Below are 22,641 nucleotides of genomic sequence, written 5' to 3' on the forward strand. Positions count from 1 at the left end.
GTCTGATTGTGAATAATTTATCTCGTATTTGCTGATTGGTTTCGCAGCGAAATCTTCAGTCAATCAGGAGCGAATCCAAGCCAGCACCTTGCTGTCATCGCCATCTGCCGCCCACACTTGGCGGAGGAAGTCGGACATGTGGTGGTCGCCATTCCGCTCGAGGAAGGCCCGGTCGCCGCCGCAGCCATACATCAGGTCGGGATCCAGCTCGCCGCGTAGCTTTGCCTTCGCCTTGGCGAGGATCCGGGGCAGATACACCACGCCATCCAACTCGTCGCCAAAGGTTGGGATGTCATCTCGCGTCAGTTCTTTCTCGCCTAGTTTGCCCTTCATGACCACCTCGAAATAGTCGCGCCGGGCCGCCGCCACCAGTAGGGCGGTCGAGGGGGAAGGGGCGCCTTCCTCGCAAAAGTCCTCCACGAAATCGAAGAACTCGCGCGGCTTGTAGCCGATTTCCGCGAACAGTGCGGAGTCGCTTGCATCGTAGTAGCCGGTGAAGTCCTTGTCGCCGGACTGGTAGAACTTCACGCAGCGGTCAAAGAGGTCGAGAAAACGGTCGTTCCAAGTCATGTGCCGCCAAATTGGCGCATCCTTGCGAGAACGCAAGGGCGGCACACTGCACGATTCAGTGGCATTTCGCTCAGGTGGCAATTCGCCGCTAATGGGGTTCGCGAAGGCTTTCCCGACAACCACCGGGGGAGCAAGCCACCGCTAATCCATGGCATGTTGATGGCTAGGGAAACGATCACCATGAAACCCCAAATGTTCCGCCGCATGATCGCGGCCCTCGTTCTCGCCTCGAGCGGTCTTGCCTCCGCTCAGCATCCGTTCCGCATCCAAGATCTCTACGAGCCGGCCCTTGCGCCTTTTTACCATGGGGTTGCCTCGGGAGACCCGGTGAACGATGGCTTTATCATCTGGACCCGGGTCACGCCCAAGCCGACTGGAAACCTGAACTTTCACCGAAAGGTGCCGGTGAAATGGATCGTCGCCAGCGATCCGTTGCTGACCCAAGTGGTGGCGCAAGGCAACCAGTTCGCCCTGGCCGCGAGCGATTTCACCGTGAAAGTGGACGTTCGCGGCCTCGCCGCCGGGCAGACGTACTACTACGGATTCGAGGCGCTGGGTCGCGAGTCGATCACGGGAAAGGCGAAGACCGCGCCAGACGTAGCCGTGGACCAGCTGAAGTTCGCCGTCGTTTCCTGCGCGAACTACGAATGGGGCTACTTTTCAGGCTACGAGCAGATCTCCCGCCGCACCGATCTCGACGCTGTCATCTGCGTCGGTGACTACCTCTACGAATATCCGGACAACGACTCCTACAGCTCCGAGGAGATTCGCGACGAGCGAGTGCTGTTTCCCCGCAACGAGACCGTCACGCTCAAGCACTACCGCACCCGCTACGCAAACTACCGGCTCGACCCGAATCTCCGGCGGGCCCACCAGCAGCATCCGTTTATCGCCATCTGGGATGACCACGAGTTCGCCAACAACGCGTGGCGCGGCGGTGCGGAGAACCACAACCTTCGCAAGGAAGGAAGCTGGAAACGGCGGGAAGCCGCGGCCATTCGCGCCTTTCTCGAATGGATGCCCATCCGCGAGCAGGGCACCAGTATCTATCGGACCCTGAATTACGGTCCGCTGATGGATCTCATCCTCATCGACACCCGCATCGAGGGACGTGACCCCCAGATCGAGGACGTTAATGAACCGCTGCTCTATGCGCCCAGCCGCACGATGCTAGGCCGGCCGCAGAAGGATTGGTTGAAAACGGAGATGTCGGATTCCGCTGCCACATGGAAGGTCATTGGCAATCAGGTGGTCTTCTCCGAGTTCAACATCGGCTTCACCGCGCCTCTCGATCCGTTGGTGACGTCGGATTTTCTCGAAAGCCAGTTCCTCGACATCTGGGACGGGTATCCGGCGGAGCGCCGCGAGCTGGTGAACTACATCGCTGATCAGGATCTCGACAACGTGGTGATCCTGACGGGTGACATTCATTGCAGCTTCGCCTTCGAAGTCGCGGATCCGGTGTTAGGGAATCCTTTTTATGACCCCGCCACTGGGGCGGGGGCGGTCGCGGTGGAGTTCGTCACGCCAAGCCTGTCCGCGGCGAATTTCGATGAGGAACTGGGGGAGTTCTTCACTGGTCAGCTTGAGGAGGTCATCAATTCCCCTTTCGGAGGCTTCAATTACAATCCCCACATGAAGTATGCCGACTTGGACCAGCACGGCTATGTGGTGCTTTCGGTCAGCCCGTCTGCAGTCCAAGCGGACTATTACTTCCTAGCGGACGTGCTGGTCCCGGTAACGACAGAGAGCTGGGGTGCTGGATTCACCGTGGATGCCGGCAGCACGCTGTTGGTTCCCGCTACCTCACCTGCGCCGGCCAAGCCGGTGCAGGATATTCCCGCACCTTGAGCGACGCTACATCCCGCATGAGACGCCGGCCTGATCCCGCAACCGCTCGATTTCGAGGGACGGGATCACGGTCGGTTCGGGATACTCGAAGATTTCTCCCTCGTAGTTCCGCAGCACGGTCTTGTCGCGGTCCTGGTGCACCACGTAGTTCGGATTCAGCGGGATCTTGCCGCCGCCGCCGGGGCCATCGATCACGAACTGTGGGATGGCGTAGCCGGTGGTGTGGCCGCGCAGGCCCTCGATGATTTCGAGGCCCTTCGACACTGAGGTCCGCAGGTGCGAGGACCCGCGGATCAGGTCGCACTGGTAGAGGTAGTAGGGCCGCACCCGGCACATCAGGAGCTTGTGGACCAGTGCCTTCTGGATTTCCACCGAGTCGTTCACGCCTTTCAGCAGGACGCTCTGGTTGCCGAGCGGGATGCCGGCGTCGGCCAGGCGGCCGAGCGCCTCCTTTACCTCAAGCGTCAGTTCGCGCGGGTGATTGGTGTGCACCGAAATGAACAGCGGGTGATACTTCTTCAGCATCTCGCACAGCGCGGGCGTGATACGCTGGGGCAGGAAAATCGGGATCCGCGAGCCGATCCGCAGGAACTGGATGTGCGGGATGGCGCGGATGCGGCTGAGGATTTTCTCCAGCTTCGAATCCGAAAAGAGCAGCGGATCGCCCCCGGAAAGTAGCACGTCGCGGACTTCCGTGTGTTCTTCAAGGTATTTGAAGGCCGCTTCCCACTGGGTTTCGAGATGCTGCTCGCCGACACCCGAGACGACCCGCGAACGGGTGCAGTAGCGGCAGTAGGACGCGCAGCGGTCGGTGACGAGGAAGAGCACGCGGTCCGGGTAGCGGTGGACGAGGCCCGGCACGGGCATGTGCGAGTCCTCGCCGCAGGGGTCAGCCATTTCTTCCGGAGCGTCCCAGGCTTCCTCCAGCCGCGGGATCACCTGGCGGCGGATCGGGCAATTGGGATCGTTCGGATCGATCAGGTTGAAAAAGTGCGGCGTGATCGACATCGCCAGCTTGTTGCCAGCCAGAAGCACGCCAGCGCGCTCCTCGTCGGTGAGCTTCAAGCGGCTTTCGAGGGCGGACAGCGAAGAAACGCGGTTCTTCAGCTGCCAGGCGGCTTCGTGCCAGTCGGTCATCGCTTCCGCTGGCCAGTATCCTGGTGCATGCGAGCGGAAGGCGGGGTCAAGGTCGGAGGTATAGCCCATCGGGGTTCCGCGAAAATAGGGGGCATCCGTTAGCTGTCAAACGACAGCTTTAGCCGGTGACACGGGAATTGGAGTGGTAAATTATTCCGGAATTCTCGCAGAATCCTTGGTCCGGCGGGTGACGAAGAGGGTCGCTTTCGTCCAAGCGGGGCTCGCGATGACTAAGCCCATGGCCGCGGCCGGAGCGTCACCTTGACAGCCGAGCCGGGGTTTCCCGACTATGGGAGAGTGAAATGGCGGGTCCTCCAATGGCTCATATCGTCAGGTGGCTTGCTGGCAGCGGGTGTCCTGGGGCTTTCGTCCTGTGGCGAGAAGAAGGGAGCTCCCGAGGCTTCGGCCGAAGCGCGTGACGATCACAGCGCCGCGGTTCGCGAGTTCCTTTCGGCTCCGAGCCGGTTCCGTGAAGTCGTGTCCACGATCCGCGATGAGGCGAGCTATGATCGTGGCGCTCCAGCGTTGGAAGAGGTCCTGCAGGGTTTCCGCGACTCCGCGGCCACCTTCCGCGCGCTGGCTCCCCCGTCGGAATCGGAACAGGTGAAGTACCGACAGATGATTGCCGATGGATTGCGCGGGGCGGAGCCGACCGGTGAAGACATGCTGACCCTGATCTCGATCAAGACCCGCGAGGCGGAGGTTTCCGAGTGGATGAAGGAATTCATGGCCGTTGCCCAGGAAGCGGGTGCCGAGGCGCTCCGCCTTTACGGCAAAGTCGACTATCCCGCCGCTGCGGCGGATGGACCCTTCAAAGCGGATCTGAGCCAGCTCAAGATGGGGCCGCTTCCCGCTCCTTCGCCGCCTCCGCGGAAAGAAGCCGTAGGTGGCGGTTCCAATCCGCTGTTGGAGCACCTTGGGAGCGAGCCCTCGGGGGACGAACCCTAGCTGGCAATCGTGCCGTCGCAACGAACCTCTCCTTGGCGCGGCGTGGCAAGCCGCTAGCCTCATGCCATGGACGACACGCCGCGGCCACCGCGACGCAAGCGCTACTTGGGCAAGAACCCGCGGCGCTTCGAGGACAAGTACAAGGAACTCAACCCGGAGCGCTATGCCGAGACGGTGGGCAAAGTGTTGGAGTCCGGGAAGACGCCGGCCGGGATGCACGTGCCGATCATGGTGGAAGAGTGCCTTGAAGGCCTGCGGCTTGGCCCCAGCGACGTCGGCGTGGATTGCACGCTCGGCTACGGCGGGCATGCCCGGGAGATCCTCGCCCGCATCGCGCCCGGTGGCCGCTTGATCGGGCTGGATGTCGATCCGATCGAACAGCCGAAGACGGAAGCCCGGATGCGCGCTGCTGGCTTTGGCGAGGAGGTTTTCACCGCGGTGCGCTCGAACTACGCCGGCATCGGCAAGGTGCTCGATGGCCTCGCGCTCGATGCCGTGGACTTCATCTTTGCCGACCTCGGTTGTTCCTCGATGCAATTCGACGATCCCACCCGGGGCTTCACTTTCAAGGTCGATGGTCCGCTGGACATGCGGATGAATCCCGGGCGCGGGATGGCCGCCTCCGTGTGGTTGGCCAAGGTGAAGGAAGCGAAGCTGGCGGAGGTCTTGTTAGAGAATGCCGATGAGCCGCTGGCGGAGGAGATCGCCGCGGCTCTTGCTGGCCGGCATTTTCCCACGACGAAACCCTTGGTCGCCGTGATCCGGGCGCTGCCGGCGGTGGCGAAGCTCGACCCGGAGCGATCCGAGTTGACGGTGCGCCGGGTCTTCCAGGCCATCCGCATCGCCGTGAATGAGGAATTTTCCTCGCTCGATGCCTTCCTGCGCCAGCTCCCGCAATCGCTCAAGCCCGGGGGGCGGGTGGTGATCCTGACCTTCCACTCCGGCGAGGACCGGCGGGTGAAGAAGGCCTTTCAGGCGGGCGAACGTGAAGGCACCTACGCCGAAGTGAGCGATACCGTGATCGTCGCGGGCCCGGAGGAACGCCGGAACAACCCGCGCAGCATCCCGGCGAAACTGCGCTGGGCGGTCAGGTCCGCTGCAACATGACGCGCTAGGTTCACGTTGAACACCCGGTGCTGCTCGACGGCCCGCCGTATCATTCGCTAGAAATTCGATCATCCCATGAAGCCGCTCCGTTTCTTCGTCGTTTCCCTTCTCGCCACCACCGCCGCATTCGCTGCGCCGAAGCCCATCAACCCCGCCGACTACAAGGAGCCGGTCAAGGTTTCCTGCATCGGTGACAGCATCACGCAAGGGTCCGGCGCGGCGTCGGGGAAGTCCTATCCTTCACAGCTTCAGGAAATGCTGGGCGACAAGTGGAAGGTCGGCAATTTCGGCGTGAGCGGCCGGACGCTGCTGAAGAAGGGCGACTATCCCTACTGGAACGAGAAGGCCTATCAGAATGCCCTCGGCTCCTCGCCGGATGTGGTGATCATCATGCTGGGCACGAACGATACCAAACCGCAGAACTGGAAGCACGAGGCGGAGTTCTCAGCGGACTACACTGAGCTGGTGAAGTCGTTCCAAGCGCTCGCAAGCAAGCCGCGCATTTACGTCTGCCGTCCGTGTCCGGTGTCCGAGCCTGGCAACTTCGGCATCAACGAGAAGAACAACAAGGAGTGGATCAAGCGCATCGACAAGCTTGCCAAGGAGATGAAGCTTGAGGTGATCGACATGCACAAGGCGCTCGAAGACAAGCCGCAGCTCCTGCCCGATCGCGTGCATCCCAACACCGAAGGTGCGGCCGAAATGGCGAAGGCAGCCTACAAGGAGCTGACCGGCAAGAAGGCTCCCGAAGCGGTGGCCAAATAAGGGGTGTCGACGTTCCGTCGACACGTCACGACCTCTTCCCCATGTCAGGCCGCTTCCTCTCCCTGCTGTTTTTCGCCACGGCGCTCCATGCCGGCGAGCTAGCCGATCCTCTGGTGGCGAATGACGGCACGAAGATCGCCACCGCTGCCCAGTGGCGGGACCATCGCCGTCCGGAACTCATCGAGCTCTTCACCCGCGAGATGTATGGCCGGAATCCGGGCCGGCCGGAGAAGATGATCTTCGAGGTCTTCGATCGCGATACGAAGGCGCTTGAGGGCAAGGCCACCCGGATCCAGATCGCTCTCTTCCCCGGGGGGAAGCCGGGGCCGCGGATCGACCTGCTGGTGTATGTCCCCAGTGGTGTCCAAGCACCGGTCCCGGCCATCCTCGGCCTGAATTTCTGGGGCAACCATGCGATTCACAAGGATCCCGGCATTCGTCTTACCGAAAGCTGGATCGAAGGCCGGACATCATACGCCGACCTAACAGGCGTTCGCGATCACAAGGCCACCGACGCGGCTCGCGGGGTCAATGCGAACCACTGGCCGGTCGAGGAAATCATCTCCCGCGGCTATGCGCTGGCCACGATGTATCGCGAGGATGTGGCGGCTGACCATGAGCCGTACTTCGGCAGCGGTGTGCATCCGCTGTTTCCCCAGCTTCAACAGGGCGATGACAACTTCAGCACGATCGGTGCCTGGGCGTGGTCGCTGAGCCGGGCGCTGGATGCCTTGGAGAAGGAGCCGCTCATCGATTCGAAGCGGGTCGCGGTCTTTGGCTTTTCGCGCCTGGGGAAGGCCGCGCTGTGGGCCGGTGCCAGCGATGAGCGCTTCGCGATGGTATTGAGCAACGAGTCCGGGGCGGGAGGAGCCAAGCTGTTCCATCGCGGGGTGGGGGAAAGCATCGAGCGCCTGACCACGGTGTTTCCCCACTGGTATGCGCGGAGCTTCAAGAAGTATGCTGGCAAGGACAAGGAGCTGCCCTTCGACCAACACCTGGTCATTTCGCTGGTCGCGCCTCGTCCGGTGTATGTCGGCAGCGCGCAGGAGGACACCTATGCCGATGCCGAGGGAGAGTTCGCCGCGGCAAAGGCGGCCGAGCCGGTGTTCCGTCTGTTAGGAGCGGAGGGACTGCCGGCGGACACGTGGCCAGCGGTCGGTGTTTCGGTGCAGGGCGGCATCGGCTACCATGTGCGGCCCGGCAAGCATGACGTGTTGCCCTTCGATTGGCAGCAGTATTTGCTGTTCGGGGACAAGCACTTGAAGCCGCGCTAGGCGACTGGCTTCGGTTTGAGATCCAGCCGCATGCCGCGGCAGCGTCGCAAGGTCTGCCAGAGGCTGAAGGCACCGAGCATCCCCCCGCTGGCGAGCGCCACCGACGTCAGCAGGAGATTGCCGGCACCAATGCCGATGAAGACGGTTGCTCCCGCGACCAGCCCCATCACGCCGGAAACGAGCGCGGGCAGCACGCGGGTGATGCCGTTGCTCGCGAATGCCCGCCCGGACACCGCGTAAACCAGCCGGTGCATCACCGACAGGGGAAACCACGCCGCAAGGATCAGCCACGGCACCGCGATGAACGCCAGTAGCCAGGAAGGGGTAACGTCTGGCGCGAGGCCCTTTCGTCCCAGGACGATCGCCACCGACCACAGGGACGAAATCCACACGCTCCGGATGATCCATTCCTTGGTGACTGCGCGGATCCATTCGCTTGCGGTCACCGGCAGGACGGCAAAGGCCGGGAACACCCCGAGATCCGGCGTGTGCATCAACTCCAGCCACGACTGGAAGTAGGAATCCCGGCCGGGCCAACCGGTGAGGATCGCGACCGCGGCGAGTGCGAGGAAGCCGACGAGTAGCCACACGAAGTGCTCATCGATTCCGAATTGGTCGTCCATCCACGGGGTGAGCAAGGCCAGTAACACCATCAGGACCAGCGTCCCAATGGTCCACCGTGTGCGCGGGAACCATGTCATGGCTTGCTGGCTGCCCAGGCACGAAAGGAAACGTTGCCGCGGGGTGAACCAGCGCCAAAGCAGACGCTCGAATCGTGGCATGGGACCGCCGGGCAAGAATCCCTCCATGCCGAACCATGCGAAGGCGACGTGCTGGCGGATGTCCCGACGCTGGTCTTCGTCCGCGGCTTCGGGAATTTGATCTACGGACGAGACCTCATCGTGGGCCTCTGGCGCTGTTAGATCCGCGGGAGCTACGATTTCCCCGCTCTCCGCGATCTCTTCCCGATGTCTCCATGCGCCGCTCCATTCGCGGAGGGAGATCACCAGGACAACGGCGAGAATGCCCAGGTGAAGCGCCGGAGTGGGCGTCCCGTGGGTGGCAAATGACCATGGCAAGACCGGCAGCCAGACCAGGCCGGTGACCTTGGCCATGCGCAGGGAGAACTCGCTTTCTCCAAACCCAAGCCAGCCGCCTAACATGGCGTAGAAGAAGACCACAACGATGCCGATATAAAGGAGAGTCGTCGAGATCCGCCCGCCATTCAGCGCGAAACCGCTGCCCATCGAGAGGGCTGCTGCACCCAGCGCGGCCGCCACGGTGGATTGGCTACTAAGACCCGCCGCGAGGCACGAAAGGAGCAACGTGACCAGAACTGTCACGACCATTGCGGGCAGATGCTCCCGGGTCCGGATCCTGCGGATGGTGGCCGCAGTGGCCGGGGTCCACTCCAGCAGCCACCCATGGGATTGCCAGCGGGACCGCAGCGACATCGCGAGCAAGGCTCCGACCAATCCGCTGACGGCACCGATGCCGGTGCCTCCGCCACCGCTGCCAAGGACGTTTTCCCCGCCACGAGCCAGCACCACTTGGAGGCAGAAAAGCACGAAGATGGTTCCGCCCTGATCCATAATCCAGCGCGGCGTGAACCGGCGCTTCCGCCACTGGCGCAACTTCTGGCGCAGCGGCTTTTCCCATGATGGCCGGTGGGTCATGAGTGCTCGTCTTGAATGCCGAGCTCGCGGCCAAGTTGACGGATCAATTCCTCGAGGTCACGGCCGCGGGTGGGCTCATTGAGGTGGATACCTCCGCCGCCGACCACCACGATCCGGTCGGCGAAGCGCACGGCGAGTTCCGGAAACTGGGTGGTGTAGACGATGCAGCGCTTTCTCGTCGCGGCGGCCCGCACCAACTGGCGGAATGCTTCCATGCCGCGTGCGTCCATGCCGGCGGCGAAGGGCTCGTCGATCAGCCAGATATCTGGATCGGCGCAGTGCAGGGCGAGAAGCACCGCCTTGTAGCGCTGCCCGCGAGAAAGCGTTTCCACCGAAGAGAAGGCGACCTCTAACAAGCCAAGCCGCTCCAGCCATTCCTCGATGTCGAGGGGCGGTTTGGCGTCAATCCCCCGCCACAGTTCGGAAAAGATCGCCGCGTTGCGGATCGTGTCCGCGCCGCCGAAATGAAAGCCCTCCCCGGGGAGGAACATCATTCGCTGCCGCTGGTCTAGCCGGTCGCGGTTGAGCTTCTCGCCGTCCATTCTCACTTCGCCGCGGTCCCAGCCGAGCATTCCGGCCAGACAACCGAGCAGGGTCGTCTTGCCCGCGCCGTTCACGCCGAGCACCGCGACGATCTCGCCGGGCTCGAAGGCCAGATCGACATCCCACAGGACGCGCTTCGATCCATAGCGCTTTCCCAAGCCTGCAGCTTCCAACAACGGCATGCGCGAGAGACCACGGCGGGCGGCAGGGTGTCAATCTTGGGCATATCTCAAGGAGATCGCGTTTTGGTTCCTTAACTTGCGACAATGAGAGGGCGTTGATCACACGGAGGGGCCAGAGCCTGGTGCCTGACGTGATAACGAAGAACCCGCTGGTGCCTTTGGGGGGAAGGGCAAGCAGCGGGTTGTCCTGGGGGACTGTTTTCGGGGGGATTTTTCCGTCCGGGGGGAGACGGGGTGCAAGTTTGGCCGGCGGGGGGATCGGCGTTGCTTACGTGGAGTATCATGTCCGATTTTTCCCCGGATGCTATCACGCCTTCGCGGGGCACGTCATCGCGGGGGCGAGAGCGGAAGCGGTTGGCCTGAAAACGAAGAACCCGCTGGGTGCCTTTGGGGGGAAGGGCAAGCAGCGGGTTGTCCTGGGGGACTGTTTTCGGGGGGATTTTTTCGTCCGGGGGGAGACGAGGTGGAAGTTCGGCCGACGGGGGGATCGGCGTTGCTTACGTGGAGCATCATGTCCGATTTTCCCCCGAATGCCATTACGCTTTCGCGGGCACGTCATCGCGGGGGCGCGAGACGTTCCATGATGTCGCGGCGGACCCGCGGCGAAAAGGTCATCATGGGATGCAGCGGGCAGGGGACGCAGAGGTTCTCGGCGCGCGCCCATTTGGAGCTGACGGTGGGCCTGATGATCAAGTCGGCGGGGGTGCGGTAGGAAACCACAGGCATGGTGCCGAGGCGGTTCTCGGTCGCTGCCAGCCGGGTGAGGAATTCGCTGCCGGGGCGCATCTGCCGTGCCCCTTCACCATAGAACAGGTGGGCCATCTTGGTGCCGTGATGCGGGGTGGAGATGGTGAAAAATCCGTCGCAGCGCTTCGCCCCGCCGAGTTCCTGCAGGTAGTAGCGGCTGATCAGCCCGCCCATGCTAAAGCCGATGACCACGACACGCTCGTCGCCGAAGCGCTCGTGGATTTCCTGCTTCAGTTGCTCGGCCATCATCGGCAGGCCATCGCGGCCGTCGGCGGGCTTGAGCGATGGCACCAGGCACTCGATGCCGCGCTTCTCCAAGTCGTTCCGCAGGAAGCCGAAGCAGCGCCAGTCGCTCTGGAAAATCCCGTGGACTAGCACCACGCGCTGGGCGGGAATCCGGGCGGTTTCCCCGCCGTGGGCAAGGGTCGCCATGAGGACCGAGGTGGCGAGCAGGTTGCGGAGCATGGCGGAAGAAAGCACGAGTGGCGTCCGAGCGGAAGCGGGAAACCGGCCTTGCGCGGGTCGGTCGCCTCGGCCACGGTCGCCGGACTCTATGGAAACGATTCCGTCTGACACGCTCGCCAAGATCCTCGAACTCCGCCAGGCCAACGGCCTCGAAGCGACCGAAGCGGCGGTCTATGCCGACCTCGAGAAGTCAAAGTGCAAGTGGACGCTGACCGATACGCCGCGCTACCGCCGTGCCGGTGCCTCGCCGCTGTGGGTTTCCGGGAAATACCTGTCCTCCTACGGCACCTGCCCGGCCAGCGGCGAAGCCGATCAAGGCCGGGGTGGCGTTCCGAAAGCTCCCCGGGCCGTCGGACCCAAGCCTCCCGTCGCTCCCAACACCTCGAAAATCGACGAGGCTGCCTTCTATAAGGTGCTTCACGGCAAGGGCTTCCCGGTGAAAATCAGCCAGAACCTGCTGACCGGCGAGATCGAAACCCAGATCCCGGATTCGATTTCGAAGCTGGAACTCCAGTTCAGCATGATCCCGGCAAATGCGTCCGGGGTGCACATCACCCAGACCTCGCCGCAAATCCAAGTGGCAATGCCACTCGAAAAGTTCCTCGAGATCGCCGGGATCCGCCCGTAAGCCGTGCGAATCCGGAATTACGCTTGCCGTAATTCCTGCGAGGGTTAGTTTACGCCGGTGATCGAAAGCTTCGGCGACTCCGAGACCGAAAGCATCTATCGCGGAGTTCCTTCCCGCAAATTGCCCGGCGACATCCAGCCGCGGGCGAGGCGCAAGCTCCGGATGCTGAATCAAGCGCGGGGTCTCAAGGATCTTTCGGTGCCGCCCGGTAACCGGCTGGAGGCCCTTCACGGCAACTTGGAGGGCTTCTGGAGCATCCGGGTGAACCAACAGTGGCGGATCATTTTCCGATGGGAGGATGGCCGGAAGCTCGAGGTTTCAATCACCGACTACCACTAGCCATGAAATCGCGCGAACTGCTGCCGCTCATTCATCCGGGAGAAATACTGCTGGAGGAATTCATCCAGCCGTTGGGGTTGACGCTCGCCGCCGTGTCACGTGCGACAGGGATCGCGCCGTCCCGTCTGACGGAGATCACGAAGTGCCGGCGAGGCGTCACGGCGGAGACCGCCCTGCGCCTCGCCCGGTTTTTCGGCACCTCAGCGGCTTTCTGGGTGGGGTTGCAAGCCGAACACGACCTTGAGGCGGCCGAGCGCGAGATTGGCGCGGCGGTGGAGCGGGAGGTGAAGGCCCATGTCGGCTGAGTCCGTGCTGTCCCGATTGCGTGTTGCCCGCGGCGGCGAGCGGCCCTAGCGTCCGCGCCCCGCCACCCATGAGCGCCCTTTCCGACAAGCCGGTCCGCCTCTACGACACCACCCTGCGCGATGGCACGCAGGGCGAAGGTTTCCAGCTCTCACTGCTCGACAAGCTCCGCATTGCCGAGCGGCTCGATGCATTCGGCATCGATTACATCGAGGGCGGCTGGCCCGGCTCGAACCCGAAGGACGTCGAGTTCTTCCAAGAGGCGAAGAAGCTCAAGCTCAGTCACGCGAAGCTGGCGGCCTTCGGCTCGACACGCCGTGCCGACACGCCGGTCGAGCAGGATCCGCAGGTGAAGCTCTTGCTGGATGCGGAAACGCCCGTCGTCACCATCTTTGGCAAGAGCTGGGAGATGCAAGTCACAGAAGTCCTGCGCACCACGCCCGAAGAGAACCGCGCGATGATCCGCGACACGGTGGCCTACCTGAAGCAGCACGGTCGCGAGGTGGTCTATGACGCCGAGCATTTCTTCGACGGCTACAAGGACTCGCCCGGCCATGCGCTCGGCTCCTTGCAGGCGGCGGCTGAAGGCGGGGCCGATTGTCTCGTGCTGTGCGACACCAATGGCGGCACGCTGCCCGAGGAGGTGATGGAGATCTGTGCGATCGTGCGCGCCCGCATCCCGCAGGTGCCGGTCGGCATTCACACGCATAACGACTGCGAACTCGGCGTGGCCAATGCCGTCGCGGCGGTAAGAGGCGGCGCGGTGCAGGTGCAAGGCACCATCAACGGCTACGGCGAACGCACCGGGAACTGCAACCTCACCTCGGTGATCCCGATCCTGCAGCTCAAGATGGACATGGAGGTCGTGCCCGATTTGACGAAACTACGGGAACTCTCGTACTTCGTCGATGACGTCTCTAACAATCCTCACTTCGCCCGCGCGGCGTTCGTGGGACGCACGGCCTTCGCCCACAAGGGCGGCATGCACGTCAATGCCGTCCAGAAGCTGGCCCGCAGCTACGAGCACATCGTGCCGCAGGCCGTCGGCAACGAGCAGAACATCCTGGTCTCCGAACTCAGCGGCCAATCGAACATCCTGATCAAGGCCGAGCAACTCGGCATCCCGCTCGACAAGGGCTCGGCCGAAGCCAAGGCGGTGCTACAGAAGGTGAAGGAACTGGAGAACGAGGGCTATTCCTTCGAGGCGGCCGGTGGCTCGCTCGAGCTGCTGATCCGCCGCGAGCTGGGTCGCTACGAGAAAACCTTCGATCTGAAGGAATTCCACACCAGCTTCCGTCAGTATCGAGACGGCCACGATCCGGTCTGCGAGGCGACCGTGAAGCTCTATGTGGGCGAAGTTCCAAAATACACCGTCGCCGAAGGCCGCGGCGTGGTGAATGCCCTCGACAAGGCGTTGCGAGGGGCTCTTGAGCCGTTTTACCCGGAAATTTCGGAGGTCTCGCTGGTGGACTACAAGGTCCGCATCATCGACAGCCACGATGCCACGGCAGCCAAGACCCGGGTGCTCATCGTTTCTACCAATGGTGAAGAAAACTGGGGAACGGTGGGGGTTTCCGAGAACATCATCGAGGCCTCGTGGATCGCGCTGGTGGACGGCATCGACCTGTTCCTCCAGCGCCATCGCGGAGTCTGAATGCAAACTTGGGGAAAGACCGTCGCTCCGCGGACGTAAGCGGAGCATGAAACGTCACTTGTTCTCCGCCATCCTGCTTCTAACGGGCATCGCTGCCGCGGAGCCGGAGAAGCTCTTCAGCAGCGCCAACCTCGACGGCTGGAAGACCCAGGGCGCCGCCTACTGGAGCTTTTCCGACGGCGTTCTAACGGGCCAGAGCGACGACAAGAAGCAGAACTCGGTGCTGTGGTCGGAGAAGAGCTACAAGGACTTCACCGTGGAGTGCGAGTTCCGCTTCTCCGGCGACATCGACTCGGGGATCTTCCTCCGTCACGAGAACGAGCAGATCCAAATCGGCGTGTCCCGCTCGCTGAAGCGCGATTTGACCGGCTCACCCTACATCGGCAGCAAGCGGGGCTACCCGCAGGAAGCCAGCGGGGTGAAGGAAGTGCTCAAGCAGGGTGATTGGAACCGCATGAAGATCGTGGCGAAAGGCCATACCTACACGGTCACGCTCAACGGCAAGCAGGTCATCGAGTACGTCTCCGACACCGCGAAGGAGTCCGGCCCGCTCGGGTTCCAAGTTCACCCGGGAGTGAAGATGAAGATCGAGTTCCGCAACGTGACGGTGGAGCCGCTGGAGTGAACGAAGCACCGCTGGCCAAGCCGGCGAAAGCGTGCCAGATTGGGGAGGTGATGAAGCCAAGTCTCTTCCTGTTGCCCCTCCTGCTGGTCCTTCCATCCTGCAAGAAGGAGTCCTCCGCCGAAGTGCCGAAAGCGATCGAGGTGGGGGAGGAGGTCGTCATTGTCGATCCAGCGCCCGTAGTGGTCGCCGATCCGCCACCCGTGGTGGTCGATCCCACGCCGATCGATGGCAGCTCCAAGACCCCAGGCGAGCACCTTGACCACGCCCTGCAGAAGACGGGCGAGGGACTTCAAACCGCGGGTGAGAAAACCGAGCACGGCGTCAAGGTGGCCCGGGAGAAGACCGAGGCCGGCATCGACAAGGCGGCTGAAAAGACCGGCGAGTTCCTCAAGCGGGTGGGCGAGAAGATCGAGGAAGCCGGGGAGAAGGTGGAGGAACCCTGAGACCGGGTTTCCTCACACCAGCAGCTCCGCGGTGACCACGGCGAGCGCGTGGTCGTCGGGAGTGCGGAAGTAGCGCTCCTTGCCGGATACCGGCACGCGGATGATCCAGCAACTGCCGCCGGTGTCGCGATTGACGAAGACCATGCCGCCGCGCTCCAGCACGTCGATGCGGGCGCGCTTGCCCTGCGGGGTGACCCAGAACAGCTCGACGATGTCGTGCAGCGCATTCGCCACCACCACGGTGTGCGGTTCGCCCTCGTGATCTTCATCCGGGCTGGAGGCGACGCTGCCGGCAGGGAGCCAATCGACGGCCGAGCGTTCGGAGACCTGGCAAAGCTGGACCAGCTCGGCGTCGCTGAGAGCGGCTTGGTTCCATGCCTTGCGGAACTGCAGCGGGGTCCAACCGAAGGCCTTGTTGAAGGAGCGAATGAATTGCTCGCGGCTGTTGAACCCGGAAGCGCGTGCGACCTCCATGACCGACTGGCCGCTGCGCATGAGGAGCGCGCGGGCGAGGGTCAGGCGGTGCATGGTGAGGTGCTCGGCGAAACCGGCACCGGTCGTTTCCTTGAGAATGCGGATGAGCTGGCGCGGGCTCTTGTCGAAGCGCTTGGCGGCGTCGCCGAGCTTGACCGACTTTTCGAGGTTCGGCCGCAGCCACTCGTGGAGCTGGGTGACGAGCTGGTCCTTGCGCGGCGAGCGCTTGGTGCCGCGGTCCGGGGCGCTGGCGGTGGCAGCGGCCTCGCGGGTGAGCGCGGCGAGTTTCATCGCGGCGGACAAGATGATGAGGTCGCGCGACCAGCGTTCGCCACCTTGGCCCTGCACGGAAGACTGGGCTTCCGCGGTGAGTTCACCGATCTGCTGGTAGATGGCAGGCTCGACCGCGCCGATGACCATGGGTTCGCGGCCGGGCAGCTTCAGGCGGATGGTGCCGAGGCCGGGCTCGATCGCGAGCAGATGGCCGGGGCCACTGGCGATGCGGCCTTCCTGCTGTGACCAGAACGACACCTTCACGGGGCCGAGGCCGTTTTCCCACCGGTAGATGAAGGCCGGGCCGTGGACGGTGATCGCTCCGTTGGCCGACGACTCGATGGGCGTCACCCTCCATGCCTGCAGTTCGGCCCACTGCGGGCCGGCGGCGTCGAGGACGTTGAGGATGTCTTGATCTGAACTGTGAGCCATTTCGAATCCGCTGTTGGGGGATTAACTGTGACGAACTGAGTCACAGTCAACAGGTCCGCCACGCGATGGCAACTGCCCGGCGGGACATATTTCGCACTTTTTCACCTACAAGCGGATTTCACGCCGGTAGAGGGGTCGCGAAGCAGTTTTCCCTGTCAGCCGCCTGACTTTCAAGGCTCAGACTTCCGGGTCGGGCGTGCCGGCCGGAGCGCTGCTGCCGCTCATGCCGATGCCGGGAATGACACGACGAACCAGTTTCTTGAGACCGCTTTCGCCCGCTTCCAGCTCGGTCTCGGCCTGGCGGAGGGCCTTTTCCCACGCTGGGGCGAAGCCCGGGGCTTGCTCGCGCATCAGGCGCACGGCGCTATCGGTGATCTGGGCGTGACGCAGTTCGGCCTTGCCGGGCTTGTTCTGGAGCGAGGCGAGGCTGACCCGCAGGTTCTCGTTCTGGCGACGCAGCTCCTCAAGCTCGCGCTGGAGCGTCTCGTTGCCCTGGGCATTGATCTTGAGCTGGGTATTCAGGTGACCCTGTAGCTCGCGCAGTTCGTTTTCCAGCTTGCGGATGTCGCGGCCGAGCACGCGGCGGGCGGTGAAGCCGGACTTCCAGGTGACGAGGGCGGCGGCGAGGCCGACGATGAGGCCGATGAGCAGTCCCAGCATCAGCGGGTGCTCCTTGAGGTAGTCGATGAATTGCATGGGAAAGGGGAATCAGCGGTTTTTGCCCGTTGCCAGCGGATTCTTTGGCGCGGGGGCAGGCTTGGGAGGGGGGGGATTTGTTGTTGGCGGAGGGGATGCCGCCGGGCCGAGGGCGGCAAGCACCCGGTCGGTCAGGTCGTTCGCTTTCTTGGCGTAGAGGAGCAGCGGCACGCCGGTATTGGTATTGCCGGACGCGTCCAGAACCCAATCGAAGCCTTCTTCCTTGGCGAGCTTTTCGGCGGTGGCGTGGATCAGCGCGAGACGCTGCTTCATGCCGGCGACCATCTCGCTGTCGATCTCGCGGGTTTTTTCGGAGCGGAAGCTCTCGAAGTCCTCCAGCACCGACTTGGCTTCCTGCAGCTTGATCGTGTATTCGCGGGCGAGCCGCTTACGGGTCTCGGCGTCGATCTTCGGGGGATTCTCTTCGAGCGCTTTCCGCCGGAGTTGGAGGTCCTTGTAGAGTTCGTTGTAGGTGACCAGCCGGCTGTCGCTGTTGATCTGGGCCTTGCGGGCGTTGGTCTGTTCCGTCGCCTTCACGGTGCTGTCGAGCTTGTTGAAAACGTCGGAGACCCGCACCACGGCCACGCGCGGGGCCTGGGCATCGGCCGCTGCGGCGGAAAGGGCGAGGGCAAACGCGGCGGCGACTTTCATCATCTTCTGGGCGGATCATGCACGTGCCGCGGCAGGCTGTCCAGTGCCCCCCGGTGGCTCATTTCGGCAGCGTTTCCTCAAGACTCCGGCAAGACGCCCGGTCTATCTTGGCAGCGTGACCCAAGGCAAGCAGCGCGTGATCGTTCTCGGCGGTGGAGTGATCGGATTGTGTTCCGCGTACTATGCGCTGAAACGCGGCCTGGCGGTCACGGTGGTCGAGCGCGAGGCGGCCGGCGGCGACAATTGCTCGATGGGCAATGCCGGGATGATCGTGCCGAGCCATTTCATCCCGCTCGCCGCGCCGGGCATGATCGCCAAGGGCCTACGCTGGATGTTCAATGCCGAGAGCCCGTTTTACATCCGACCGCGGCTCGATCCGGGGCTGGTTCGCTGGGCGTGGCTGTTTTACCGCCACTCAACCGAACGTCATGTGGCGGAATCTCGCGAGCTGCTGCGTGACTTGAATCTGGAGAGCCGCCGGCTCTTTGCAGAGCTTTCGGATGAAGAGGATTTCGGGCTGGTGAAGCGCGGCATGCTGATGCTGTGCAAGACGTCCAAAGGCCTCGACGAGGAAGCGTCGGTCGCCAAAACCGCCCGTGAGATCGGCATTCAGGCGGAGGTGCTGGATGCCGCCGCCACGGCCCGTCTCGATCCCGGCATCACGATGGAGGTGACCGGCTCGGTGCATTTTCCGCAGGACTGCCACCTCGATCCGGCCCGCTTCATGGCGGCGATGCGCCGCCACGTGCTCGCGCTGGGTGGAGAGATTCAAAGCGGCGTGGTGATCGACACCATCGAGTCAAGTGGAGGAAGGGTTGTCGCATTGAGCGGTGGGGGACAGCGCTTCGCCGGTGATCAGTTTGTCCTCGCCTGCGGATCGTGGAGTGCCGAGCTGCTGCGCCAAACCGGTCTCAAGCTGCCGCTACAGGCCGGCAAGGGCTACTCGCTCACGTTGCCGGCTCCGCCGGAGCTTCCCCAGCTTTGCTCGATCTTCGTCGAGGCAAAGGTCGCGATCACGCCGATGGACGGCAGCCTGAGATTCGCCGGCACCATGGAGGTCGGCGGGCTCAACCTGAAGGTCGATCCGGCGCGGGTGCGCGGCATCGTGAAGTCGGTGCATGGCTACTTTCCGAAGTTCTCGGAACGGGATTTCGAAGGCGTGAAACCGTGGGCCGGACTGCGTCCGGTGTCGCCGGATGGCTTGCCTTATCTCGGGCCGGTGCCGGCCTTTCCGAATCTGATCGCCGCCACGGGGCATGCGATGATGGGGCTGAGCCTGGGACCGGTGACGGGACGGCTGGTGGCGGACATGCTGACCCAGACGAAGCCATTCCGGCCGGTCGAGCAGATGGCGGCGGGGAGGTTTTGACTGGGAGCGCGGAATTCATTCCGCCCGGTTCCCGGACATTCGTGCCGGTCTGTTAGGTCTGCATCGAGGGAACATTCGGGCCGGTCTGTAGACCGGCGCTCCCGGGACGGCAAGTCGGCCCGGTGATGACTTCGTCTGGTCTTCGGGCGGGATGAATCCCGCGTTCCAGTAAAGAAAAAGCCGGGGCGTTTCCGCTCCGGCTTCTTTGTGATGGATTGTTAGAGAGCTCAGGCTTCCTTGCCGCAGCACTGCTTGAACTTCTTGCCGGAGCCGCAGGGGCAGGGGGCATTGCGGTTCGGCTCGCTGTCGGGGGTGCCGCCGATGTTGAAGCTCGGCGGGCGGCGCTTGGGCAGGTTGATCTTGATCTCGCCGGTGTCGCTTTCCTGAAGCAATGCCGGGCCAGGGCCGCGGGAGCTGGACTCCTCGCCACCATGAAGCTCCTGCGGCATGCCGTGGAGTTGGCGAAGGATGGCTTCCAGATTGCCGGCGGAGCGGAAGAGGTTTTGCAGCGCCTCTTGCTCGATGTTCGCCATGAGCAGCGAGAACAGCTCGTAGGCTTCCACCTTGTATTCGACGAGCGGATCCTTCTGGCCCTGGGCACGCAGGTGAACGCCTTCGCGGAGGGCGTCCATATTGTAAAGGTGGGCCTGCCACTGGCGGTCGATCGCCGCGAGCATCATGCGGCGCTCTTCCATATCGAGGATCTCGGGCGGGAGCCCATCCACGCGGTGGGAGTAGGCTTCCTTGACGCGGGCAACCAGGGTGTTCGAGATGTCTTCGGCGGTCTTGGCGGTAGCCTCCAGATCCTCGGCGGTAAAGGGGATCGGCAGGGTGGTGTTCACCCAGTGCAGCAGCTCGTTGTAGTCGGGGTTCGCATCGTCGCGATCGGCGAGGAAGCTCTCCACCTTCTGCGGGATGACCTTTTCGATGATCTCATTGACCAGATCGCGGGGCTCCTCGGTGCCGAGCACCTCGTTGCGATAGCCGTAAACGACCTCGCGCTGCTTGTTCATCACGTCGTCGAACTCGAGGACGCGCTTGCGCCACGTGTAGTTGCGCTGCTCGACGCGCTTCTGGGCGGTTTCCACCGACTTGTTCAGCCATGAGTGCTCGAGGGCCTCGCCTTCCTGCATGCCGAAACGCTCCATCATGGAGGTCATCCGGTCGGCGGCGGCGAAGTTGCGCATCAGGTCGTCTTCGAACGAGATGTAGAACTGGCTGAGGCCCGGGTCACCCTGACGGGCGCAGCGGCCGCGGAGCTGGCGGTCGACGCGGCGCGATTCGTAGCGCTCGGTGCCCATGACAAACAGGCCGCCGAGATCGGCGACTCCTTCGCCGAGTTTGATGTCCGTCCCGCGGCCCGCCATGTTGGTGGAAATGGTCACCGCGCCGCGCTGGCCGGCATTGGCGATGATCTCCGCCTCCTGCATGTGGAACTTCGCGTTCAACACGGTGTGCGGGATCTTGCTGCGCTTGAGCATGCGCGACACCGTTTCCGAGGCATCGACCGAGGCGGTGCCGACAAGCACTGGCTGGCCCTTGGCGTGGGCGTCCTCGATCTTCTTGATGACGGCGTTGTATTTCTCGCGGCGGGTCTTGAAGACCTGGTCGTTCTCGTCCTTGCGCTGGTTCGGGCGGTTGGCCGGGATCGGCAGCACGTCGAGCTTGTAGATGTCGGAGAACTCGGCCGCTTCGGTTTCCGCGGTGCCGGTCATGCCGGCGAGCTTTTCGTAAAGGCGGAAGTAATTCTGGATCGTGATCGTGGCGAAGGTCTGGGTCTCCTTTTCGATGGCGACGCCTTCCTTGGCTTCGACGGCCTGGTGGAGGCCATCCGACCAACGGCGGCCGGCCATCTTACGGCCGGTGTTTTCATCGACGATGACGACCTTGCCTTCCTCGACCACGTACTGGACGTCCTTTTCATAGACGCAGTAGGCCTTCAGGAGCTGGGAGATGTTGTGCATCTTCTCCGCCTGAGAATCGAGCTTCTGCTGGGCTGCTTCCTTGCGGGCGACGCGGTCTTCATCGGTGAGCGAGGCATCGGTCTCGATGTCGGCGAAGAGCGTGCCGATGTCGGGAAGCACGAAGGCCTCCGGATCGTCCGGCGAGAGGTAGTCGCGGCCCTTTTCCATCAGGTCGGAGTCGTGGCTCTTCTCGTCGATGGTGAAATACAGCTCTTCCTTGAGCGCGAAGAGTTCCTTCTTCTGCGCGTCCTGGTAGAAGGAGAGTTCGGTCTTCTCGATCAGGCGGCGCATGTCCGGCTCCTGCATCATGCGCATGAGCTGGCGGTTGCGCGGCTGGCCGAGCTTCACCTTGAAGAGCGCGCGGCCGGCGGTCTCCAGATCGCCCGCTTCCTGGGCCTTCTTCGCCTCGGTCATGAGGTCGTTGCAAAGCACCGTCTGGGCCCGGACGATTTGCTCGACCAGTGGTTTGTACTTGTCGAACTGGTGGCTGGAGACGGAAGAGGGGCCGGAAATGATCAGCGGCGTCCGAGCTTCGTCGATGAGGATCGAGTCCACTTCGTCGATGATCGCGAAGTAGTGGCTGTGCTGGACCTGCTCGTCCTTGGTGGACGCCATGCCATTGTCGCGAAGGTAGTCGAAGCCGAACTCGGAGTTCGTGCCGTAGGTGATGTCGCAGCCGTAGTGCTCGCGGCGATCCCAAGGCGGCATCTGGTTCTGGATACAGCCGATGGTGAGGCCGAGGTATCTGAACAACGCGCCCATCCAATCCGAGTCGCGGCGGGCGAGGTAGTCATTGACCGTGATGACGTGGACGCCGAGACCGGTGAGGGCGTTCAGGTAAACAGGCAGGGTGGCGACGAGGGTCTTGCCTTCACCCGTCATCATTTCCGCGATCATCCCGCGGTGCAGGGCGATGCCGCCGACGAGCTGGGTGTCGAAATGGACCATCTCCCACTTCAGCGGCTGGTCGCAGACACTGATCTCGGTGCCGCACATGCGGCGGGCGGCGTTTTTCACCACGGCGTAGGCCTCGGGCAGGATCTTCTCGAGGTAGCTGGCGCGGAGCTTGATGAAGTCGCCCTCGATCTCATGGAAGGCGGCCTTGGCGGCTTCAATGGATTCGGCGGTCGGCTCGACCTTGGCCGGCAGGTTCGGGAAATCGTCACGCAGGCGCTGGAGGCGGCCGTTCATGTAGGCGGCGGCCTCGGCCAGTCCGTCGGCATCCATGCGCAGGAGCGCCGGCTTGGGCGCGACTTTCAGCTCGTGGTAGCGGGCCAGCGAGTCCTGCCACTTGGCGGTCATTTCACGCAGCTTTTCCTCGGGTTCCCGCTGCAGGGCTTCCTCGATTTCCTTGATGCGCTCGACGGTCGGGCGGATCCGGCGCAATTCGCGCTGGTTCTTCGAGCCGACGATTTTCTGAAGGATCCACTTGATCATTTGAAGGGAAGGTAAGGAGCCGGGTTGCTGCCGGGGCGCACGCCATACACCCGGAAGCGGCGGGGTGCAAGCGGCACGGAAGGTCGGG

21 protein-coding genes are annotated in these 22,641 nt (G+C 63.3%); 12 read left to right on the forward strand and 9 right to left on the reverse strand.

Annotated elements, in window-relative coordinates; translation table 11 throughout:
• Positions 1–63 precede the first annotated feature (63 nt).
• Positions 64–570, reverse strand: coding sequence for a DUF5069 domain-containing protein (locus OKA05_RS21975; protein WP_264489349.1), 507 nt, complete (start codon positions 568–570; stop codon positions 64–66).
• Positions 571–750: 180 nt separating this feature from the next.
• Here OKA05_RS21975 and OKA05_RS21980 point away from each other — a divergent pair, with 180 nt between their 5' ends.
• Complete coding sequence (locus OKA05_RS21980; RefSeq protein WP_264489350.1) at positions 751–2,421, forward strand: alkaline phosphatase D family protein; 1,671 nt, start codon at positions 751–753, stop codon at positions 2,419–2,421.
• Positions 2,422–2,427: 6 nt separating this feature from the next.
• Here the strand turns inward: OKA05_RS21980 and OKA05_RS21985 are convergent, their stop codons facing one another.
• Positions 2,428–3,627, reverse strand: coding sequence for a KamA family radical SAM protein (locus OKA05_RS21985; protein ID WP_439331383.1), 1,200 nt, complete (start codon positions 3,625–3,627; stop codon positions 2,428–2,430).
• A 408-nt stretch (positions 3,628–4,035) separates the two neighbouring features.
• Here OKA05_RS21985 and OKA05_RS21990 point away from each other — a divergent pair, with 408 nt between their 5' ends.
• The 4 genes from OKA05_RS21990 to OKA05_RS22005 all read left to right on the forward strand — a co-directional run bounded on the left by OKA05_RS21990 (position 4,036) and on the right by OKA05_RS22005 (position 7,652).
• On the forward strand, positions 4,036–4,506 hold the full coding sequence (locus tag OKA05_RS21990; RefSeq protein ID WP_264489352.1) for a hypothetical protein: 471 nt from the start codon (positions 4,036–4,038) through the stop codon (positions 4,504–4,506).
• 66 nt (positions 4,507–4,572) lie between these two features.
• A complete protein-coding gene (gene rsmH, locus OKA05_RS21995; RefSeq protein ID WP_264489353.1) occupies positions 4,573–5,613 on the forward strand; it encodes a 16S rRNA (cytosine(1402)-N(4))-methyltransferase RsmH in 1,041 nt (346 codons plus the stop codon).
• Between the two features lie 75 nt (positions 5,614–5,688).
• Positions 5,689–6,378, forward strand: a complete 690-nt coding sequence (locus tag OKA05_RS22000; RefSeq protein WP_264489354.1) for a DUF459 domain-containing protein — start codon at positions 5,689–5,691, stop codon at positions 6,376–6,378.
• 41 nt (positions 6,379–6,419) lie between these two features.
• The gene (locus OKA05_RS22005; RefSeq protein WP_264489355.1) at positions 6,420–7,652 is read left to right on the forward strand and encodes a glucuronyl esterase domain-containing protein; all 1,233 of its coding nucleotides are present in this window, start codon (positions 6,420–6,422) and stop codon (positions 7,650–7,652) included.
• Here OKA05_RS22005 and OKA05_RS22010 read toward each other — a convergent pair.
• The 3 genes from OKA05_RS22010 to OKA05_RS22020 all read right to left on the reverse strand — a co-directional run bounded on the left by OKA05_RS22010 (position 7,649) and on the right by OKA05_RS22020 (position 11,265).
• Positions 7,649–9,328, reverse strand: coding sequence for a hypothetical protein (locus tag OKA05_RS22010; RefSeq protein WP_264489356.1), 1,680 nt, complete (start codon positions 9,326–9,328; stop codon positions 7,649–7,651). The two genes, OKA05_RS22005 and OKA05_RS22010, sit on opposite strands and share 4 nt — an antisense overlap.
• Positions 9,325–10,053 carry an ATP-binding cassette domain-containing protein gene (locus OKA05_RS22015; protein WP_264489357.1) on the reverse strand — a complete coding sequence of 243 codons (729 nt, stop codon included), beginning with the start codon at positions 10,051–10,053 and terminating at the stop codon, positions 9,325–9,327. Before OKA05_RS22015 ends, OKA05_RS22010 begins: the two co-directional genes overlap by 4 nt.
• Positions 10,054–10,608: 555 nt before the next feature.
• Positions 10,609–11,265, reverse strand: a complete 657-nt coding sequence (locus OKA05_RS22020) for an esterase/lipase family protein (protein WP_264489358.1) — start codon at positions 11,263–11,265, stop codon at positions 10,609–10,611.
• Positions 11,266–11,353: 88 nt separating this feature from the next.
• On the opposite strand from OKA05_RS22020, the gene OKA05_RS22025 reads away from it, so the two are divergent.
• The 6 genes from OKA05_RS22025 to OKA05_RS22050 all read left to right on the forward strand — a co-directional run bounded on the left by OKA05_RS22025 (position 11,354) and on the right by OKA05_RS22050 (position 15,257).
• Positions 11,354–11,893 (forward strand): hypothetical protein, encoded by a 540-nt coding sequence (locus tag OKA05_RS22025; RefSeq protein WP_264489359.1) that lies wholly within the window; start codon positions 11,354–11,356, stop codon positions 11,891–11,893.
• Positions 11,894–11,950: 57 nt separating this feature from the next.
• Entirely contained in the window at positions 11,951–12,232 is a 282-nt protein-coding gene (locus tag OKA05_RS22030) for a type II toxin-antitoxin system RelE/ParE family toxin (protein WP_264489360.1), read from the forward strand.
• A 2-nt stretch (positions 12,233–12,234) separates the two neighbouring features.
• Positions 12,235–12,537 (forward strand): HigA family addiction module antitoxin, encoded by a 303-nt coding sequence (locus OKA05_RS22035; protein WP_264489361.1) that lies wholly within the window; start codon positions 12,235–12,237, stop codon positions 12,535–12,537.
• Positions 12,538–12,605: 68 nt separating this feature from the next.
• On the forward strand, positions 12,606–14,189 hold the full coding sequence (gene cimA, locus OKA05_RS22040; RefSeq protein ID WP_264489362.1) for a citramalate synthase: 1,584 nt from the start codon (positions 12,606–12,608) through the stop codon (positions 14,187–14,189).
• A 46-nt stretch (positions 14,190–14,235) separates the two neighbouring features.
• Positions 14,236–14,814, forward strand: a complete 579-nt coding sequence (locus OKA05_RS22045) for a 3-keto-disaccharide hydrolase (protein ID WP_264489363.1) — start codon at positions 14,236–14,238, stop codon at positions 14,812–14,814.
• The gene (locus OKA05_RS22050) at positions 14,811–15,257 is read left to right on the forward strand and encodes a hypothetical protein (RefSeq protein ID WP_264489364.1); all 447 of its coding nucleotides are present in this window, start codon (positions 14,811–14,813) and stop codon (positions 15,255–15,257) included. Before OKA05_RS22045 ends, OKA05_RS22050 begins: the two co-directional genes overlap by 4 nt.
• A 12-nt stretch (positions 15,258–15,269) precedes the next feature.
• Here OKA05_RS22050 and OKA05_RS22055 read toward each other — a convergent pair whose 3' ends face one another.
• The 3 genes from OKA05_RS22055 to OKA05_RS22065 form a co-directional block, all read right to left on the reverse strand.
• A complete protein-coding gene (locus OKA05_RS22055) occupies positions 15,270–16,436 on the reverse strand; it encodes a helix-turn-helix transcriptional regulator (RefSeq protein WP_264489365.1) in 1,167 nt (388 codons plus the stop codon).
• A gap of 177 nt (positions 16,437–16,613) precedes the next feature.
• On the reverse strand, positions 16,614–17,132 hold the full coding sequence (locus tag OKA05_RS22060; RefSeq protein ID WP_264489366.1) for a hypothetical protein: 519 nt from the start codon (positions 17,130–17,132) through the stop codon (positions 16,614–16,616).
• A 12-nt stretch (positions 17,133–17,144) separates the two neighbouring features.
• On the reverse strand, positions 17,145–17,786 hold the full coding sequence (locus OKA05_RS22065; RefSeq protein WP_264489367.1) for an OmpH/Skp family outer membrane protein: 642 nt from the start codon (positions 17,784–17,786) through the stop codon (positions 17,145–17,147).
• Positions 17,787–17,898: 112 nt separating this feature from the next.
• On the opposite strand from OKA05_RS22065, the gene OKA05_RS22070 reads away from it, so the two are divergent.
• Positions 17,899–19,152 carry an NAD(P)/FAD-dependent oxidoreductase gene (locus OKA05_RS22070; RefSeq protein ID WP_264489368.1) on the forward strand — a complete coding sequence of 418 codons (1,254 nt, stop codon included), beginning with the start codon at positions 17,899–17,901 and terminating at the stop codon, positions 19,150–19,152.
• Between the two features lie 227 nt (positions 19,153–19,379).
• On the opposite strand, the gene secA is transcribed toward OKA05_RS22070, so the two are convergent.
• Positions 19,380–22,553, reverse strand: a complete 3,174-nt coding sequence (gene secA, locus OKA05_RS22075) for a preprotein translocase subunit SecA (RefSeq protein ID WP_264489369.1) — start codon at positions 22,551–22,553, stop codon at positions 19,380–19,382.
• Positions 22,554–22,641: the final 88 nt, after the last annotated feature.

Source organism: Luteolibacter arcticus (assembly GCF_025950235.1).
GTDB lineage: Bacteria > Verrucomicrobiota > Verrucomicrobiia > Verrucomicrobiales > Akkermansiaceae > Haloferula > Haloferula arctica.